The sequence below is a fragment of the Agrobacterium cavarae genome, from assembly GCF_004310285.1.
GTDB lineage: Bacteria > Pseudomonadota > Alphaproteobacteria > Rhizobiales > Rhizobiaceae > Agrobacterium > Agrobacterium cavarae.
Genome location: NZ_SISF01000029.1, coordinates 219,978 through 237,862, shown reverse-complemented (window position 1 = coordinate 237,862; position 17,885 = coordinate 219,978). Strand labels below are relative to the sequence as shown.

16 protein-coding genes are annotated in these 17,885 nt (G+C 56.7%); 2 read left to right on the top strand and 14 right to left on the bottom strand.

What is annotated here, in order from left to right; genetic code table 11:
- From EYC79_RS11185 to EYC79_RS11170, 4 genes are all read right to left on the bottom strand, one after another.
- On the bottom strand, nucleotides 1–873 hold the full coding sequence (locus tag EYC79_RS11185) for an ABC transporter ATP-binding protein (RefSeq protein WP_130978025.1): 873 nt from the start codon (nucleotides 871–873) through the stop codon (nucleotides 1–3).
- On the bottom strand, nucleotides 870–1,715 hold the full coding sequence (locus EYC79_RS11180) for an ABC transporter permease (RefSeq protein WP_062426976.1): 846 nt from the start codon (nucleotides 1,713–1,715) through the stop codon (nucleotides 870–872). The genes EYC79_RS11185 and EYC79_RS11180 overlap by 4 nt, the downstream gene beginning before the upstream one ends.
- Nucleotides 1,716–1,770: 55 nt before the next feature.
- Nucleotides 1,771–2,781 (bottom strand): ABC transporter permease, encoded by a 1,011-nt coding sequence (locus EYC79_RS11175; protein ID WP_112520337.1) that lies wholly within the window; start codon nucleotides 2,779–2,781, stop codon nucleotides 1,771–1,773.
- A 108-nt stretch (nucleotides 2,782–2,889) separates the two neighbouring features.
- Nucleotides 2,890–4,425, bottom strand: a complete 1,536-nt coding sequence (locus tag EYC79_RS11170) for an ABC transporter substrate-binding protein (RefSeq protein ID WP_112520338.1) — start codon at nucleotides 4,423–4,425, stop codon at nucleotides 2,890–2,892.
- Between the two features lie 314 nt (nucleotides 4,426–4,739).
- Here EYC79_RS11170 and EYC79_RS11165 point away from each other — a divergent pair, with 314 nt between their 5' ends.
- Entirely contained in the window at nucleotides 4,740–6,350 is a 1,611-nt protein-coding gene (locus EYC79_RS11165) for a phytoene desaturase family protein (protein WP_280956464.1), read from the top strand.
- Between the two features lie 119 nt (nucleotides 6,351–6,469).
- Here the strand turns inward: EYC79_RS11165 and EYC79_RS11160 are convergent, their stop codons facing one another.
- From EYC79_RS11160 to EYC79_RS11130, 7 genes are all read right to left on the bottom strand, one after another.
- Complete coding sequence (locus EYC79_RS11160) at nucleotides 6,470–7,072, bottom strand: nucleotidyltransferase family protein (RefSeq protein WP_112520340.1); 603 nt, start codon at nucleotides 7,070–7,072, stop codon at nucleotides 6,470–6,472.
- A gap of 85 nt (nucleotides 7,073–7,157) precedes the next feature.
- Nucleotides 7,158–8,084: an XdhC family protein gene (locus EYC79_RS11155; protein ID WP_130978023.1), complete on the bottom strand. Its 927-nt coding sequence runs from the start codon at nucleotides 8,082–8,084 to the stop codon at nucleotides 7,158–7,160.
- Between the two features lie 48 nt (nucleotides 8,085–8,132).
- Complete coding sequence (paoC, locus tag EYC79_RS11150; protein ID WP_130978022.1) at nucleotides 8,133–10,331, bottom strand: aldehyde oxidoreductase molybdenum-binding subunit PaoC; 2,199 nt, start codon at nucleotides 10,329–10,331, stop codon at nucleotides 8,133–8,135.
- Between the two features lie 3 nt (nucleotides 10,332–10,334).
- Nucleotides 10,335–11,285, bottom strand: a complete 951-nt coding sequence (locus tag EYC79_RS11145; RefSeq protein ID WP_130978021.1) for an FAD binding domain-containing protein — start codon at nucleotides 11,283–11,285, stop codon at nucleotides 10,335–10,337.
- The gene (gene paoA / locus EYC79_RS11140; RefSeq protein ID WP_130978093.1) at nucleotides 11,282–11,815 is read right to left on the bottom strand and encodes an aldehyde dehydrogenase iron-sulfur subunit PaoA; all 534 of its coding nucleotides are present in this window, start codon (nucleotides 11,813–11,815) and stop codon (nucleotides 11,282–11,284) included. The genes EYC79_RS11145 and paoA overlap by 4 nt, the downstream gene beginning before the upstream one ends.
- Nucleotides 11,816–12,082: 267 nt before the next feature.
- Entirely contained in the window at nucleotides 12,083–12,349 is a 267-nt protein-coding gene (locus tag EYC79_RS11135) for a hypothetical protein (RefSeq protein WP_062426790.1), read from the bottom strand.
- A gap of 21 nt (nucleotides 12,350–12,370) precedes the next feature.
- Complete coding sequence (locus EYC79_RS11130) at nucleotides 12,371–12,793, bottom strand: hypothetical protein (protein WP_062426789.1); 423 nt, start codon at nucleotides 12,791–12,793, stop codon at nucleotides 12,371–12,373.
- 302 nt (nucleotides 12,794–13,095) lie between these two features.
- Between EYC79_RS11130 and EYC79_RS11125 the strand changes: the two genes are divergently transcribed.
- Nucleotides 13,096–13,743: an outer membrane protein gene (locus tag EYC79_RS11125; protein WP_130978020.1), complete on the top strand. Its 648-nt coding sequence runs from the start codon at nucleotides 13,096–13,098 to the stop codon at nucleotides 13,741–13,743.
- 233 nt (nucleotides 13,744–13,976) lie between these two features.
- Here EYC79_RS11125 and EYC79_RS11120 read toward each other — a convergent pair whose 3' ends face one another.
- The 3 genes from EYC79_RS11120 to EYC79_RS11110 form a co-directional block, all read right to left on the bottom strand.
- Entirely contained in the window at nucleotides 13,977–15,767 is a 1,791-nt protein-coding gene (locus tag EYC79_RS11120) for a methyl-accepting chemotaxis protein (RefSeq protein ID WP_130978019.1), read from the bottom strand.
- A 217-nt stretch (nucleotides 15,768–15,984) separates the two neighbouring features.
- Entirely contained in the window at nucleotides 15,985–16,362 is a 378-nt protein-coding gene (locus EYC79_RS11115) for a hypothetical protein (protein ID WP_205654368.1), read from the bottom strand.
- Between the two features lie 429 nt (nucleotides 16,363–16,791).
- Complete coding sequence (locus EYC79_RS11110; protein WP_113273398.1) at nucleotides 16,792–17,523, bottom strand: helix-turn-helix transcriptional regulator; 732 nt, start codon at nucleotides 17,521–17,523, stop codon at nucleotides 16,792–16,794.
- Between the last annotated feature and the right edge of the window lie 362 nt (nucleotides 17,524–17,885).

The following is a 17,885-nucleotide window of genomic DNA, read 5'->3' as shown; positions in this document are numbered from 1 at the left end:
TCACACTCTCCCCTCGGCGATGCCGATTTCAGCGCGCAATTGACGGAACACAGCTTCAGGCACGGGCTCAAGCCCTGCATCAGGTCGATCGTAGCGTGGTCCAGCTGCGATCAATGCACTGGTGTAGGCATGCTCTGGTGCGGTCAGCAGATCGCGGGTCTTGCCATCTTCGATCACCTTGCCTGCGTAGAGAAGTGTCACGCTGTCACAGATCTTTGCCACGACACCGAGGTCATGGGTTACGAAGATCACCGCGGTTCCATGGGCTTCCTGCATACGACGGATGAGACGCAGGATTTCCTTTTGTACAGTGACGTCAAGCGCGGTTGTCGGCTCGTCGGCGACAACGAGCTTGGGATTCAACGCAAAGGCCGATGCGATTAGAATACGCTGGCGCATGCCCCCGGACAGTTCATGCGGATAGGCATTCAGCACCCGCTTTGGATCACGGATCTGTACTTCGTCGAGAAGTTGAAGTGCACGCTGATGGGCATCCGTCTTGCCCATACCAAGCCTCAGCCTTAGCCCATCGGTCAATTGCGCCTCGATCCGCCGCGCCGGGTTGAGTGCCGTTTGCGGGTCTTGCGGTATCAGCGAGATGTCGCGACCCATGATATCGGCGAGTTCTCGGCGCGGCATGGAAAGGAGGTCACGCCCCTCGAAACGGATGAAGCCGCCGGTAATTTTGACGGTGGACGGCAAAATGCCGAGCAGCGCTTTGGCGATGGTGGATTTCCCGGCGCCCGATTCACCCACGAGACCGCGGACCTCCCCCTTTTCCAGGGTGAGCGAAACGTCGCGAAGGACTGGCGCGCCGGCATCACGCGTGGAGATGGCACTGAGGCCTTGAATAGCAACAAACGACTGGGTCATCGGCGCATCACCGGGTCGAGCGCCGTGCGCAGACCGTTGCCGAGTTGATTGAAGGCGAGAACGGTGACGAAGAGCGCGAGGAGAGGAAAGACGAACACCCACCATCCCTGGTGGATCATCTGGCGACCTTGGGCGATCATACCGCCCCATGTCGGGATGTCCGAAGAAAGCGACAGGCCGACGAAAGAAAGGATCGCTTCGACGATGACGGCAATGCCCATTTCAAGGCTGACAAGAGCAATGAGGACGGGCGCCACGTTCGGCAAAATCTCACGCCATAAAATATGGCTGCGGGAAAAACCGATCGTCTGAGCGGCCATCACATAATCAAGGCGTGCCTGCGCCATCGTCTCGGCCCGCACAACACGACAGAAGCGCGTCCAGTCGATGATGACGATCGCGGCGATGACCGAGTGAAGGCCTGAGCCCATGACCGCTACCAGCAGTACGGAAAGAAGCACCGGCGGGAAGGCCATCCAGATATCGACAAGGCGTGAGATGACGCGATCCGCCCACCCGCCATACCAACCGGCGGCGAGGCCAAGCAGCGTTCCTATGATGGCAGACAGGCTGGCGGCAACGAATGCAACGGTCAGCGCTATCCGTGATCCGTAGAGCACACGGGAAAGAACGTCACGGCCAAGGTCATCGGTGCCGAGATAGTAGCCGGGCTCTGCCCCCGGATAGTTTGCGGGTGGCATGTTGCCCAACATCAGATCCTGCTCAAGCGGGTCTTTCGGTGCGATGTAGGGCGCGAAAAGCGCGATGAGCAACAGGATGAGGAGGAAGCCGCCGGCGATCACCACCCGCGGTTCACGCAAAAGCGGTTTGATGGTCTTCATCGGCAGACTCCGGAAACGGAAAGCTGTGTCCACGGTGGTTGCGGTCTTTGACATCTCACCCATGAGCGGCGCTCCTCGGGTTCAGCCATGCCGCGATGAGATCGACCAGGATATTCACCAGAATGAAGATCGCGCCGAAGGTCAGCACGATGCCCTGGATCAGCGGCAGATCGCGGTTGATGACCGCGTCGATCGCCATGTTGCCAAGGCCCGGATAGGAAAAGATGCGCTCCACGATGACCGTGCCGCCAATCATGAAGGTGAACTGAACGCCTGTAAGCGTCAGCGTTGGCCCGACGGCATTGCGCAGTGCCTCCTGAAGCACCAGCCGAAGTGGCGACATCCCTTTCAGCCGCGCCAGCAGCACGTAATCTTGCACCATGGCTTCCGCGAGCGCTTCCTTCAGCGTGCGCACGACAATGGCTGCCAAGGGTAGGCCGAGCGCCAGCATGGGCATCACCATGTGGGCAAGGATGTCAGCGAAAGCCGGGAATTTGAACGTAACCAGGCTCTCGATCAGGTAGAAATCCGTGTGGAAGTCCGTCGTCAGCCCCGGATCGATACGCCCGGACAACGGGAAGACTGGCCAAAACACACCAAGTAAGAGGACAAGCGCCAGCGCCCAGACGAAATCTGGTACGGCAAGAAACAGCCCGTTGATAAAATCCAGCGCAGGATCGAGCTTTGTGCCGCGCGCGAGTGCGCCGAGAACCGCAATCATGCCACCGGTGAGAACCCCGAAAACAAGCGCGGCAAAGGCGAGTTCGAGCGTCGCCGGCAAGCGGCCACCGATCAGTTCCAGGACATCGCGGCGTTGCGAGATCGACGTGCCGAAATCACCCTTCAAGACATCGCCGAACCAGATGGCGAATTGCTGCGCCAGACCGAGATCGAGCCCGTAATGGGCGCGCAGCGCTGCAATGTCGGCGGGCGTCGCACTCGGCGAAATCATCATGGCGACCGGGTCGCCCGGCACGATGCGCAGCAGACAGAAAACGATGACGGCGACGCCCATGAGCGTCAGCACCGCCATTATAAGACGATTGAGAAGATCGGAAACGGTCATGATCAAACCTTCCTGTTGCCGTCAGCGTCGGCGGCTGCCAGACGCGCGGTCCTGCGAACAGGGGCGAGCAGCGCCACGACGAACGCGACGCAACGCTGCTCTATCTCGTCAGGCCTTGGAGACCAGCGTCGGCTGAAGCGCGCTCGAAACATTCGGCGTCACCTTCAGCGAAGACTTGAAAACGATGGGCTGCACATATTGCAAAAGCGGAATGACGTAACCTTGCTCGGCAATATACGTGTCGGCTGCCTTCCAACCGGCGATACGCTTGGCCTCGTCCTTCTCGCCCCAAAGCGGGCCAATGAGGGCGTCGACATCGTCACTTTTCCAGGCCGAGTGCGGCGACTTGGAGAACATGGCGAAGCCGGTCGATGTCGTGGGGTCGCCGATCGCGTTGCCCCAATTGTAGAAAGCCGCAGGCGCGAGCTTGTGACCGGCGCGCAGCTCAAAGTGCTTCGCCACCTCGTAGACTTCGATCTCGGCCTCGATGCCAACCCTGCGCCACATGCCGACGATTGCCTGGATCATCTCGTAATCCTTGGGCTTGAGACCGCGTGTCGTCTGGATCTTGAACTTGACCGGTTTGTCCTTGGAATAACCGGAAGCCTTGAGAAGCTCGGCAGCCTTCTGCGGGTCGTAGCCGACCTTGATCGAAGCGTCATAGGCTTCGTATTCCGGAGCTTCCAATGTGTCGATCGGAACGCCGTAGCCACGCAGGAGCTTTTTGACAATACCGGCCTTGTCGATGGCGTGATGAGCCGCCAGTCGAACATTCTTGTCCAGCATGGGTTCGACATTGGTGATGAAGATCATGCCGATATCCGAGATCGGCGATGAGACGCCGGCGAGGCCCTTCTTCGCCTTCAGTCGGTCGAATTCCTCATAAGGAATTTCGAGCGTGACATCGGAAGAACCGGATTCAATTTCGGCGACACGGCTCGTCGGATCGGTGACGAATTTGAAAATGACGGTTTCGAAGGCGGGCTTGCCGCCCCAGTAGTTTGGGTTGGCCTTGAGGCGCAGGAAGGAGTTGCCCTCATAGGCGTCGAACATGTAGGGGCCTGTGCCGACAGGCTTCTTTTCAAAGCCTTCCGCACCGACCTTTTCGTAATAGGCCTTGGGCAGCACATAGCCAGTCAGGAAGGCCATCCACTTGAAAATCGTCGGATCGAAGTTGAGAACGTCGGCGGTGATCCGCTTGCCTTCGACCTTGTAGTTGCCGATGCTGGCCCAGACGCTCGCGACAGGATTGCCGCTGTCTGGCTTGCCGGCGCGGGTCAGCGACCAGACGATATCTTCTGGGGTGAAGTCCGAGCCGTCATGCCACTTCACACCTTCGCGCACATCCATCCAGACCTTGGTCTTATCGTCGTTCCAGCCCCAGTCGGTCAACAACCCAGGCTCGAAGGAAAGATCCGGCTTCTGGCCGATATATTGATCGTAAATCGAGCGATAGATCGCCTGGATTGCCGGGTTCACGCCCGATAGCCCTACCGTCCCGTCGAAGGATGGCAGGTTGGAATTGAAGGCAATCGTCAGAGTATTCGTTTCTGCGGCCTGAACCGAAATTCGTCCGGCAAGAATGCCGGTCAGAACAGTAGCCGCACCTAGTCCCAGTACGCCACGACGCGTCATGTCAGTCATTTTGGACTCCTAAAGTTCCCCTTGAAGGACTTCCGGTGTTTCCCGGATTTGTTATTGTTTTAAACTTAAAATTAAAATCCCGATTTTGACAAGAGCCGGACCAGCCATTTTCGAAAATAATATGAAAGAGAATATTTCATGAAATTGCCCGACGGGTAGCATTCGTCGCGTTTTCGTTGGTATTTCTTGAGTTATCGTTCATCAAGGGCCCGGAAGATAGGGTAATCAGCGGCAAAAACATCGATCCGATCAAGAGAGATCGAGACGTTCCAAACCCAATTTATTTTAAGCTTGATGCATTATCGAGAAAATGTATGCATACAGAAATAAAATCAAAACACTGGTGGAACGAGATGGCTGAATTCGATGCGGTGGTTCTGGGCGCGGGTCACAACGGGCTGGCAGCAGCGGTTCATCTGGCCGCGAAAGGCTGGAAGGTCGCAGTGGTCGAGGCAAAAACGAGTGCCGGTGGTGCGGTCAAGACCCAGGAATTGATTGAACCCGGCTTCCGTCACGATCTGGCAGCGATGAACCTTTCCATGTTCGCTGGTTCCGCTTTTCATCAAACCTATGCTCAAGAGCTTGCAGCGCACGGCCTGAAATTCGTCCCCGCCTCGAAGTGCTTTGCCAGCGTCTTTCCAGACGGAACCCATCTCGGCATCGGAACCGACCTTTCCATCAACAAGGCAGCGATCGCTGCCCTTTCGGAGAAAGATGCCGAGAGCTTCGCCGCCATGTCGGATGATTTTGGTGCCAAGGCTCCCCATCTCTTCGGTCTATTGGGCGCTCCCATGCCATCGTTTCAAAGCGCCAAGACTGTCTGGAAGGCGTGGCGAGCCGGCGGCATTCCCCTACTCACCGACCTTCTCCGCCTGCTCCTGTCGTCACCACGCGACTTTCTCGATCGCCATTTTGATAATGAGAAGCTAAAGGTGACCATGGCGACCTGGGGCCTGCATCTCGATTTCCCCCCGGACGCTTCCGGCGGCGCGCTCTTTCCCTATCTGGAGACCATGGCTGATCAGGCCTTCGGCATGGTGATCGGTGAAGGTGGCGCGGATACCATCATCAAGGCGATGGTAAGCCTGTTGGAGAGCAAACGCGGCGAGGTTTTCCTCAATTCTCCCGCCACCTCCGTAGACGTTTTCAGTGGCACTAAGAAAATCGTGACGCTGGCAGACGGACGCAGACTGACGGCAAAGCGCGCCATCATCTCCAACATTCACCCCAAGCTTCTCTTCGACGGTATCGTGAAGAACAGCCAGGTGCCTTCGAAATTTGTCGAAGGCATCAAGTCCTACCGCTCCGGACCCGGCGCAATGATGATCCATCTGACGCTGGACGGCTTGCCGGATTGGATAGCCTCTCCGGACCTGAAATCCTATGCCTATGTCCACATCGCGCCCACTCTCTCGATGATGACGAAAGTCTATGACGACGCGATCTCCGGTCTCCTGCCTCAAGAGCCGGCGCTTGTCGTCGGCCAGCCAACAGCGCTTGATCCAACCCGTGCGCCCGATGGCAAGCATGTCCTCTGGGTGCAGGTGCGTGTGCTGCCGGCCGAGATAAAGGGCGACGCTGCAGGCGAGATTGCTGCTGGAGACTGGGCGTCGGTAAAAGACGCCTATGCCGAGCGTGTCATCTCGATCATAGAGAATTATGCGCCGGGTTTCCGTTCAAAAATCCGCGGGACGTCTGTCTGGTCGCCACTCGATCTGCAAGCGGAAAATCCCAATCTCATCGGTGGTGATAGCCTGTCCGGGTCGCATCATCTCGACCAGAACTTCCTCTTCCGCCCCGTTGCAGGCTATTCGCGCTACAAGAGCCCCGTCGGCGGCCTCTACATGTGTGGGGCCGCGACCTGGCCGGGTGCGGGAACGGGCGCTGGCTCTGGCTTTATGCTGGCGAAGATGCTTGCCGGATAACTGGTGACGCCGGCTGAAGCGGCGGTTCAAGTCCGCAGAACGCTCAACACTGGCGCCAATTTGCTAGACGAATAGCTTTTTTTGCGAGCATCTCCGCCGACGCGGGATGCTGATCCTCGTCAATTCTTGAGGAGGCCACCCGCTGATCGAACGGCGTCTGGTGTGTCGACATCAATGAGCGCGGCATGACCAAGATCGACCAACCGTGTCTCCACTCCCGCATCCTGCAAAATCACCTTCGCCCCCTCGTCGCCTTCCAGCTGCTTTAATCTTTCGAAGAGGGTAGCCGGGATCACAACCGGATGCCCGGCTTTGCCTTTGCTTGCTCCGCGGACGACTTGACGACCGTCCAACGCACGGAAAGTGGCTATAAGCTGATCAATATGCTGTTCGGTGATCCTCGGCATATCGGCAAGCATGATGAGTGCGCCTGCGCAGCCGTTCAAACTTTGATGTCTGAAACCGCAGCCAAGCGATGTTCCCATGCCGGATGAGAAACGGTCATTGAACACGACCGACAGAGGAAGGTCGTCAATCACGCGTTCGATTTCGGTCGATCGGTGTCCCGTCACGACAAGTACGGACGACAGCCCCGAGCGAAGCATTGACTCGGCGGACCTGCGAACCAGCGGCACCCCATCAAACTCCGCCAGAAGCTTGTGATGGCCGCTCGTTATCCTGCTCGACTGACCCGCCGCGAGGAGTACTCCAGCAATCCTCATCACGCGTGAACTCTCCGATCCAATAATACCATCGCGAGGGCACCGGTCCCTGTCCCCCACGATAGAGATGCATGGTTTCGGCTCCTCACGAAGGGAAAACTTCCAATCTTGCGGCAGCTACATCCGCCAACACAGAGAGTGCCAGCGACGCTGCATCGCGTGTCGGGCCGAAGAGACCGATCGGCGCGCGGATACGATCAATGTTCTCTGAGGAAACGCCTGCTCCGCGCAACAACTCAGTGCGCCGTCTATGCGTGCGGGTGCTGCCGAGCGCACCGATGTAGAAGGCAGGAGACGTCAAGGCGCGGTCCAGGACAGCCGCCTCTAGATCAAGATCGTGATGAAGAAGCACCACAGCCGTGAACCTATCGATTTCAATCGCGTTGGGGTCCTTTGAAGAGGACAGCAGCTGCACTTGGTAGCCGGAGGCGTGTGCCAGACGCGAAACTGCATCGGCTTCCGCCGTCTGACCGGAAATCACCACACATGTCTGAGGACGATAGACCGATACAAATGACCCTTCGTACCAGCCGGAACGGGGTGGAACAGTTTTACTGTGTGTCAGCGCCTGTGATTTTGGGTCTTGGGTTAAGGCGACGGTTTGACGGTCCGCAAGTTGATCGAGAACTATCTCTAGTGCTTCCGTTGCGCGAAGCACGTGGATCGCGATCGTTACACCGCCCCCACACGGAAGAACAATGTCAAAAAACGGCGAGCCTTCGCCGTACTTTACAACGCGGTCGCGCCCCTCCTCCATGGCTTTCAAGGCTTCGGCCGCAACCGCAGCCTCAATGCAGCCACCAGACAGGTATCCGCAATAATGCCCGTCAGATGAAACGGCGAGATGCGCACCAAGGGAGCGTGCTGCTCCGCCTCGGATTTCAACCAGCGTCGCGAGAGCGGCTCCACCGCCATCCAGGGCGTTCAAAGCAAAGCGAAGTATCTCCGCTGGATAGTCGGAGTTGTTCACCCTTACGGGCACTGGCAGTGCAGCGGAAACTGAATTGCTCACGTCATTCCCTCAAAATGGACCGGTGGCCAAAAGGCCACCGGTGTTCGATCATGCAAGTTCAGGCAACTTGTCGATGAGCTTGTCCAAGGTGACCGGGTAATTGCGAACTCGGATCCCTGTCGCGTTATAGACAGCGTTGGCGATAGCCGCGGAGACCCCGCAAAGACCGAGTTCGCCAATACCCTTTGCTTTCATCGGCGATGAATACGGGTCGGTTTCATCCATGAAGATCACCTCCTGATGCGGAATGTCGGCATGGACCGGCACCTCGTAACCGGCGAGATCGTGATTGACGAAGAAACCGTGCCGCGTGTCGACCGCAAGCTCCTCGGAAAGAGCGCCGCCAGCACCCATCGTCATCGCGCCTATCACCTGGCTGCGTGCGGTGATGGGGTTCAAGATTCGCCCGGCGGCACAGACAGCCAACATGCGCCGGATCCGCGTCTCGCCAGTTGCAACATCAACGCCGACCTCGACGAAGTGGCCGCCGAATGTCGACTGTTGATGTGTCTTTGTCAGGTCGCCCCACTCCATCAAGTCTTCACCGACAAGCCCACCTTCGCCAGCGGCTTCTGCAAGCGCTACAGTGCGATTACCTGAACGCACCTTACCGTCCTCAAAGACGACATCGGATGAATTGAAGCCCAGTTTACTCGCGACAGCTTCGCGAAGTTTGACGCAGGCCGCATAAACACCCGACGTTGCGGAATTCGCACCGAACTGTCCACCTGAGCCAGCCGAAATAGGGAAATTCGAATCCCCCAACCGGACGACGACATTGTCTATCGAAACACCCATCATCTCTGCCGCAGTTTGAGCGATGATCGTGTAGCTGCCGGTGCCGATATCCGTCATGTCGGTCTCGACGGTTACCACGCCATCGCTGCCGAGTTTCACCTTTGCACCCGACGGCATGACGAGATTGTTGCGGAAGGCTGCCGCAACGCCCATCCCAACCATCCAGTTGCCTTCCCGGCGCTCTGCAGGACCGGTGCGTTTGTCCCACCCGAATGTCTCCGCGCCACGCCTCAGACACCCGATAAGGTCGCGGTAAGAGAAGGGTCGGTCAGGATTCTCCGGATCGACTTGGGTGTCGTTCTTGATCCGAAACTCTATCGGATCCATCCCCAGCTTTTCTGCCATCTCATCGACCGCGATCTCCAACGCCATCAGGCCGGGGGCCTCGCCGGGCGCCCGCATAGCATTGCCTTCTGGTAGGTCGAGCGTTGCCAGCTTCATCGCGGTCATCCGGTTTGCCCCACCATAGAGCAACCGCGTTTGCATGACTGCCACTTCCGGCTGGCCATCAGGCAGATCGCCGGACCAACTTTCATGCGCGATCGCGGTAATCTTGCCGTCTCGTTCAGTGCCGATCCGGATACGCTGAATGGTGGCGGGCCGATGGGTGGTGTTGTTCGGCATCATCGGTCGAGGAAGCGTGACCTTTACCGGACGCCCCACGGACTTTGCCGCAATGGCTGCGAGGACGGCATCCGCTCTGAGGAAGAGCTTTCCGCCAAAACCACCACCAATATAGGGCGAAACGACGCGAACGTTCTCCTTGTCGACGCCAAGCGTCGTCGCAAGGTCGCCACGCCACCAGTCGATCATCTGGCTCGAGGTCCATACCGTGACCTTATCTCCTTCCCACGCACCGATCGAAGCATGGGGCTCCATCATCGCATGAGACTGGTCAGGCGTTGTATATTCGGCATCCAGCGTCACGGGCGCGTCTGCGAAAGCAGCGTCGAAGTCACCGGCCGCGCTTTTCGGCTCTGTCTTCGGATCGGGCGTCTCGGCATTACCCATTTCTGCCCGCAGATCGAAGCGGCCCTTCGCCGGCGCGTAATCGACGCGAACGAGCGACGCAGCCGCGCGCGCCTGTTCGAACGTCTCAGCTACGACGATAGCGATCGCCTGGTGATAGTGCTGGATCTCGCTTCCGCCGAAGAGTTTCGCGGTGTTGTACTCGCCTTTCTCGAGGTCGCCGACATCGAGCGTGGTGATGACATCCAGGACACCCGGTGCGCTTTTTGCAGATGATGTGTCGATGGAGGTCACATGGCCTTTGGCGATCGCTGAACCAACCGGATATCCATAGGCATAAGCAACGCCCGGCTCATGCCACTCATAGGCATAGGTCGCCTGGCCCGTCGTCTTCAACTGACCATCGATACGGTGGATCGGCTTACCGACGACTTTCAATTGATCGATCGGGTTTGTGGTCGCTGGCTTTTCAAACTTCATCGCTTAAACCCTCGCCTCTTCAAGAACTGCGCCGATTGTTCTTTCGACGAGGTCAATTTTGAATGCATTCTCACTCGTCGGACGTGCGCCCTCCATCAGTGCCGCGGACATGGCCCGCGCACCATTTGGCAGTTCACTTTCAGCCTCTTCGACGCGCCATGGCTTGTGAGCCACACCGCCGACCGCAACTTTTCCAGAGCCATCGGGCTTAATGACAGCCGCGACCGATACGAGCGCGAAAGCGTAGGACGCTCGGTCGCGCACCTTGCGATAGATTTGCTTGCCGCCCTCAGGCTTGGGTAAGACAACGCTGGTGATGAGTTCGCCCGGACGAAGTTCCGTTTCGATGTGTGGGGTGTCGCCCGGCAGTCGATAGAATTCTCCAAGTGGTATCGAGCGCTCCGTTCCATCCGCTGCAACCGTCTCGACCTTTGCGTCCAGAGCGCGCAGCGCAACAGCCATGTCGCTCGGATGCGTGGCGATGCAGGCTTCGCTCACTCCGATCACGCCAAGCTGGCGGGTGTATCCTCCGATAGCGGAACAGCCACTGCCCGGCTGTCGCTTGTTGCACGCCTGGTTGGGATCGTAGAAGTAGGGACAGCGCGTGCGCTGCAGAAGATTGCCTGCCGTCGTCGCCTTGTTTCTTAGCTGACCAGAGGCACCAGCTACAAGTGCGCGTGACAGGAGTGGATAGTCACGACGCACCGTTTCATCCGCAGCCAGATCGGTGTTTCTGACGAGAGCACCGATTCTCAAGCCACCCTCGGATGTTGCCTCCACTTGGTCGAGGCCGAGCCCATTGACGTCGATAAGGTGGGATGGCCGCTCGATTTCAAGCTTCATCAAGTCCAGGAGATTGGTGCCACCGGCAATAAATTTTGCGTCGTCATGCTGAGCAGCAGCCTCCGCTGCGCCTTTGATCGACGTGGCTCGCTCGTAGGAAAACTCTCTCATGCGCTTACTCCCGCAACATCTTCAATGGCCTCGAGAATGTTGGAGTAGGCGCCGCACCGACAGAGATTTCCGCTCATGCGCTCGCGTACTTCTGAGGGAGAGAGCGCGGCAGGCTTTGTCAGATCACCTGTCACATGGCTTGGAATATTCGCTTTTATTTCTTCCAGAACGGCGACGGCGGAACAGATCTGCCCCGGCGTGCAATAGCCACACTGGAAACCATCGTGCTTGATGAACGCCGCCTGCATCGGGTGCAGATTGTCCAGCTCACCAAGACCTTCGATGGTGGTGATTTCGTCACCTTCATGCATGACCGCAAGCGTCAGACAGGCGTTGATGCGACGACCATTGACCATGACAGTGCATGCACCGCACTGGCCATGGTCGCATCCCTTTTTGGTTCCGGTGAGATGCAGGTGCTCCCGTAGAGCGTCAAGGAGGGTGGTACGGTTATCGAGTGTCAAGCTTTCCGCTTTACCGTTGACCTCGAACGATACTTCAGTTGTGCTGTGCAAGGCTCTATCCTTCATGTCTGCGGCACAACAAAGTTGCGCCTCCCACCGCAATCGGTGCAGCCAACGGGACAAGCCATTGTCGACGTTAAAGTTCCAATCTGGATATTGTTTTAATAAAGTACCTGCTCTTCAGGGGAGGCTCGCTGACGGATTTTTTCGCGCCCCGATCCAAGTCTTTTCAAGCCTCATCCGCTGTCGTCGGGCCATGACGTGCAGGATCAAAAAGATGCGCAGCAAGAGCCGCAATGGGTTGTCAACTCGCCCTAGCTAGGAACGAGGTCCTCATTCGGTCGCCGGATCATCAATACGCAGAGCCGAGGCTATTTCGTCGGACGAAACCTTCAACGACTGACGCCTGACAGCTTCAACGGATATGGCTGGAATCTCAAGATGGGTGGCGACTTTCCTGTAGGCCGTAAAACTGAGACCTTCAATGAGTTCTTCGTCGACAACCAAGCGATACGTTCCAGCGTCGAGTGGCGCTACCAGGCTTTCAAGGTTGAATGGATGTCGAAATGTAATCAGGCGAACGGTCGTTCTCTCTGTCACTGGCAATCCCCTTATTGATGACTACGCCCGGGAAGAGCCCGAGCCACGGTCTGGCGTTCCAGCACGAACATAGGCCATAGCACCGCCCTCATTCTCCCACGACTGCTCCTCCGCCTCGATGGGTGCCAATCGAAGTTTCGTGAGCGTACGAACGAAATGCCTCATGCCAGCCGGCAAACCCTGGATGGCGTATTTGGCAAGCGACGTATGGTATGCCGGGTTGTTGGGAACCGCTTTTCCCAGGTTCCGCTTAAGTTGGGCGGATAGAACGCTCGGTGAGGTTTCTCCAGCGACGAACATGTTCATCACGAAAAAAGCAGCCCTGTTATATTGACGATAATCGCTTCTCAAGAGGTAAGCGTCATATCCAGCCGCCGCCAGCGCTGATTGAATGACAACCATATCACGGGGAGAAACGGCATTCGAGATTGGATCGGAAGACATAATGTCCTCCCTTGGTTGGGGCGAGGGAATCCGACCCTCAAAACAGCAGCGCCCGTGCGAAGGCTACCGACGATCCACAATGCGCCCGAATAGGACTGTACGCAACCTTTAATACTAATTTTCTGATTGTTGACGTTAAGCGCGAAAATGGATCGGCGCATTCCCTCTTAGGCTATTGGGCAGCAACCGCAGAAAATCCGAATACATTCGGCAGCATCCTGACACTTCGATCATTCGCGTGGCTTGACGTTTAAAACGAAAAAGGCAGTAAAGGCCACAGTGATCGTAAAAAGTTCGGCACCATGCAAAAGATTGTTTTAACACTCATAATCGCCTTCACGACATTCACGGTCGCAGTCTCCTGCTTCCAAGTTCCGGCAGCATCGGCGGCCGATATCGGCCAAGAACACAGCTGGACAGGATTTACCGCTGGTATCCAGAGTGGCTACGCCTGGAACAATCGAGCTGATTTTATCAGCGGCAGTGACGGCAACATGTCCGCTGATTTCAACGGCAGCATCTTGGGTGGCTTTGCTGGATATAATCGTGATCTCGGCAATGGCTGGGTAGCGGGCCTTGAGGCTGATTTCGATAAAAACTGGGGGGACGGAAACGCGCTCCTTGGAATCTATTCCTACGGTCTCGATTGGCAAGGATCTGTCCGGGGCCGTGTCGGCCATGCATTCGACGGTGTTCTCGTCTATGGAACAGCGGGTTGGGCCTATGCACGAAGCTACACGGACGTCATGGGTTTGGATAAAACCAAGGAAACCTTCAACGGTTACACCATTGGCGTTGGTGCAGATATCCTTATCACGGACATGGTTTTTGGTCGGATTGAGTACCGCTACACTGATTTCGGCAGTGAGACGTTTGCCTTCGAGATCGGCACGACCGATTCAGACATGGATCAACATGCAATCCGCGCGGGCCTTGGAGTTAAGTTCTGATTGCGATCAGAAACCGATGAAACGCCACCTGAAGGGAGAGTTGGGTGATGATGAGACGACTGACGCGCCCTTCGCCAGGTTCGCGCGTCTACACCTCTGTGCAAACGCGTTGACCGTCTGAGGACAATGAGCCCAAGACGGCCAGCTGGCTTCAATGGAGATGCTTAAAGCGCGGCGCGATTTCTCAGATTCCCTCCCCCAAAACCGCTACGCACTTTTGCTTATACCGTGCTTTAGAACTCGTCCCAGCCCGGTTCGACTGCCTGTCTCGACTGCCCGCCGACAGCACCTGCAATCTTCGTCACCATTCTGCGAGCAGGGGAAGCCACCGGCCGATCATTTGGTGTGGCGAGAGCGACCTGCTTTTGACTTTTGGAGGCGAAACGATTTCCAAGTTGGAAGCCCTCGACAAGACCACGAAGGCGGGCAGTTTCTTGCGCAAGCGTCGCGCCCGCGGCATTTGTCTCCTCCACCATCGCAGCGTTCTGCTGCGTTACCTGGTCCATCTGATTGACGGCGGAATTGACTTCAGAAAGTCCGACGGCTTGCTCTTTTGCGGAGCTTGCGATCGCTTCCATATGCTGGTTCACCGCCGTGATGTTCTCGTGGATGGTTCGCAAGGACTCTCCCGTTTCGCTGACAAGCTTGACGCCGGTGCTCACCTCTTCGCTGGAATTTCGGATCAGGCCCTTGATCTCCTTGGCAGCTTGGGCAGAGCGTTGTGCAAGTTCACGTACTTCCTGTGCAACCACCGCAAATCCCTTGCCAGCTTCACCTGCGCGGGCTGCCTCGACGCCGGCATTCAGTGCCAGAAGGTTCGTCTGGAATGCGATTTCGTCAATCACACCGATGATGTTCGATATCTGGTTGGAGGAGCTTTCGATGCGCGACATGGCAGCCACCGCATCCGCAACAACGTGGCCGGACCGCGTGGCGTTGTCACTGGCCGTGATCGCAGCCTGTCTTGCGTCATCTGCACGCCGTGAGGCGTTATTCACGTTGACTGTAATTTCGTCCAGTGCCGCAGCCGTCTCCTCGAGTGACGCGGCCTGCTGCTCGGTACGACGGGAGAGGTCTTCCGCGCTTTGACTGATTTCGCGCGTGCCCATGTCGATCTGGTCTGTTGAATGGGCGACCGCACTCAATGTATTGCGCATCTGGCTGAGCGCGTCGTTCATCGTCCGCCGCAATTCCTCGAAGTCGGGTGCGAAGGGCTCATCAATGTTGAAGGAAAGGTCGCCTTGTGCCAGTTTTGTCAGCGCTGCACCAATGGTGTTGACGGCGTGCACGCGCTGCGTGACGTCGGTCGCGAATTTGACCACCTTGACCACCTTGCCCTTGGCATCAAGGATCGGATTATAGGCGGCGTTGATCACGACCAGCTTGCCGTTTTTGCCGTAGCGCGTGAATTCCGCGGATTGAACCTCGCCTCGACGCAGCGCCGCCCAGAATTCCGCATACTCGCGGGACTGAGCATAGGTTGGCTCCACCAACATTTTGTGGTTGCGACCCTTGATCTCGTCCAATCGGTAACCGAGTGCGCTCAGAAAGTTCTCATTGGCGGTCACGATGTCGCCGTCGGTGGAAAACTCGATAATCGCCTGGGAGCGACTGACGGCCTCCATTTGCGCCGTGTAGTCCATGTTTTGGAGCCGCTCTTTGGCATTCGCCCATTCGACAGCAAAGCCGGTGGTCTTTCCATTCGCGCGCAATGGCGTCACGATCAGATCGAAGGCACGATGTCCAACCCAGATCGTCGCTCGATGCTGGCCTTGAAGCTGAGCCAGCATGTTGCGCTGGTGGGAGGGATTCTTGTGAAAGATGTCGATATTGCTGCCGATGAGCTTTTCGAACTCAAACCGCGGCAATTCTTTTTTCAGGTCGGTCTCAGCTTCTTTCAGAAGCTCCTGCACGGCCTTGTTCATGTAGCGAATGTTGAGACCGGCATCGGCGATCATGATGTTCGCCGTGATCTGATCCAGGGAATTGGTCTGCATATGGGTGGTGTTGGAGTAACCGAACATGCTGGTATGCCTTCTAGCGGTTGTCAGAGCGGGGCGTGAAGCCTCCGGTCGTATGGTGTTCTTTCTTGTCTGAAAATTCGGGGTATGCGTGCGCAGGTGCGGACCCGTGGTCTTCCCAGGGCGGCACGCGCTGTCGACGACAGTATAAAACCCTGTCTCTCAAACGTTTTGCGATTGGTTGTTCAGATTGCTTCCGGCTTTATTCGGAATACGTTTTTCAAGCCGTCAACGTGCGACGCAGAGGGGGGCCGGTTTTACTGACAGAGGCGGCGCAGAGGCGGAAGGCTGCCAATCGGTCTTGCCCCCGCGAGAACGTGAGCGGAATGCCCATCAAGAAGAGATGAAGCACCTGACGGATCGACAAGCTCGTAAGGGCATCATGGAACTGTAACCAGTGGGGTTTCGCTTGATGGCAGTCTGGCCGACGTGCACCATTCGAAAAATCGGCGACCAACAACAATGACGAGCCAAGGGCGAGCACGCCCGCAAGGCTTTGAGCCAGAAATAGCTTATCGATATGGTAGCCGTCATTTGCCCTGATAAGGGTGTCGAGCGCCTCACCGCCGAAGACGACAGCGCATCCAGAAATCGTCAACATGACGATCACCCGGAGAAGAGACATTACATGGCATCGAACATGAACAGACCGCATGACACCCCCCGACACGGCTCGGCTTCATGCCGCTGCAGGCTCCTAGATTTAGGCCCCTTGAATGCGACGAGGTAACCGGCCTCGATCCATCGCAGCTCTGTGAAGCGCGATCCGGGCGATGAGCAAGAAGAGCGCGGAGTTGCAGCTAAAGCAGATGGTTACCTCTCGGGGCGGGCGTAACTCCAGCCCCTTCGTACGATTCCAAATTTAGGGGTGAAAGGTGAAAAAAACGTTAAATTGAATATCTGCTCCACATCATTTGCTCGCTAATAGAGCAATAGACACGCAATTTAGACTATCGTGTGAATTTTTAGGCAATCTTTACGCGAATAAAGAGTAATTCCACAAGTAAAGGATGGGAAATAAGTGATATTACTCTATGAGACCACGTCGGATCGCCTCGGCGATCGCATGACTGCGGTTCTTGGCGCTAAGTTTACGGGTTGCCGCCTTGATGTAACTATTCACCGTATCCGTTGTGAATAGACATACTTTAGCAATCTCTTCACTGGTCTTGCCGCGACTTGCCCATCTTAGGCAGTCAAGCTCACCGTCCGTCAGCTTCATCTCCTGAGCCGCAAACCTCTCCATGATTGGCCTTGTGATAATACTATGAAGCGTACCGACAATTTCCTGTAAGAACTCAATTTCCTCGGTGGTGAATGGGGTCGCGCGGGAGAAGGTCACGGCTCCAAACACCTTCGTGCCTCGCCTGATCGGAAAGAGGGTGCGGTTAAACACACCAAAGCTTTGCGCAAGATAAAGGACGCGCGGAGGCGGCGGATTTTCCGCATAGATCTCTTCTTCGATGACAACACGCGCCGCCGTCGAAGAAGCCTTGACGAATGGGTCTATGGCCAGCAACCCGTCACCATAATATGCGTCCAAATATGCAGGAGGCACGTCCGTATCGATGGAATGACCGGTTCCAAATCGATAGCCATCAAGATCCAAACCGGACACTGCAAAGAAATCGAAGGGCACGGCTTGTCGGAGCCGCTCAACAAATGGGTGGTAGGGCAAATGCCTACGCACCGGTAGAGAGCTCAGGTCAACGGCCTCGTCGAACGACAATGTCAGGGCAAGCGTTCGAGAAAAGGGCATAAGGTGCTCCGGCTTTGATCCCAAATTTCGAGACCAAAATCAATTAGACGTAAATCGGCCACCTCACTCTACAGGTGATCAGGCCGACTATGCACAGCAGTGGGTGCCGTCTCAACCGATAAATGACGGCGCGATTTCAATACGATACTCATGAAGACACCGATGCGAGCTTTTGCACTGCTTTGTACAACCAGTGCGGTGGGAGCCAGGGCATCTCCCAATCGCAGTGGCGATCGGCGTGCCGCTGACAGGGTGGGTCACAGCGTGATTGCTCCGCTTGAACTTCCTGCAGCCATCGATGCAATCATGAGAGCACCAGCGTTTACATTTTTGCTTAAAATGGTCACGTCGATCCCCTCAAA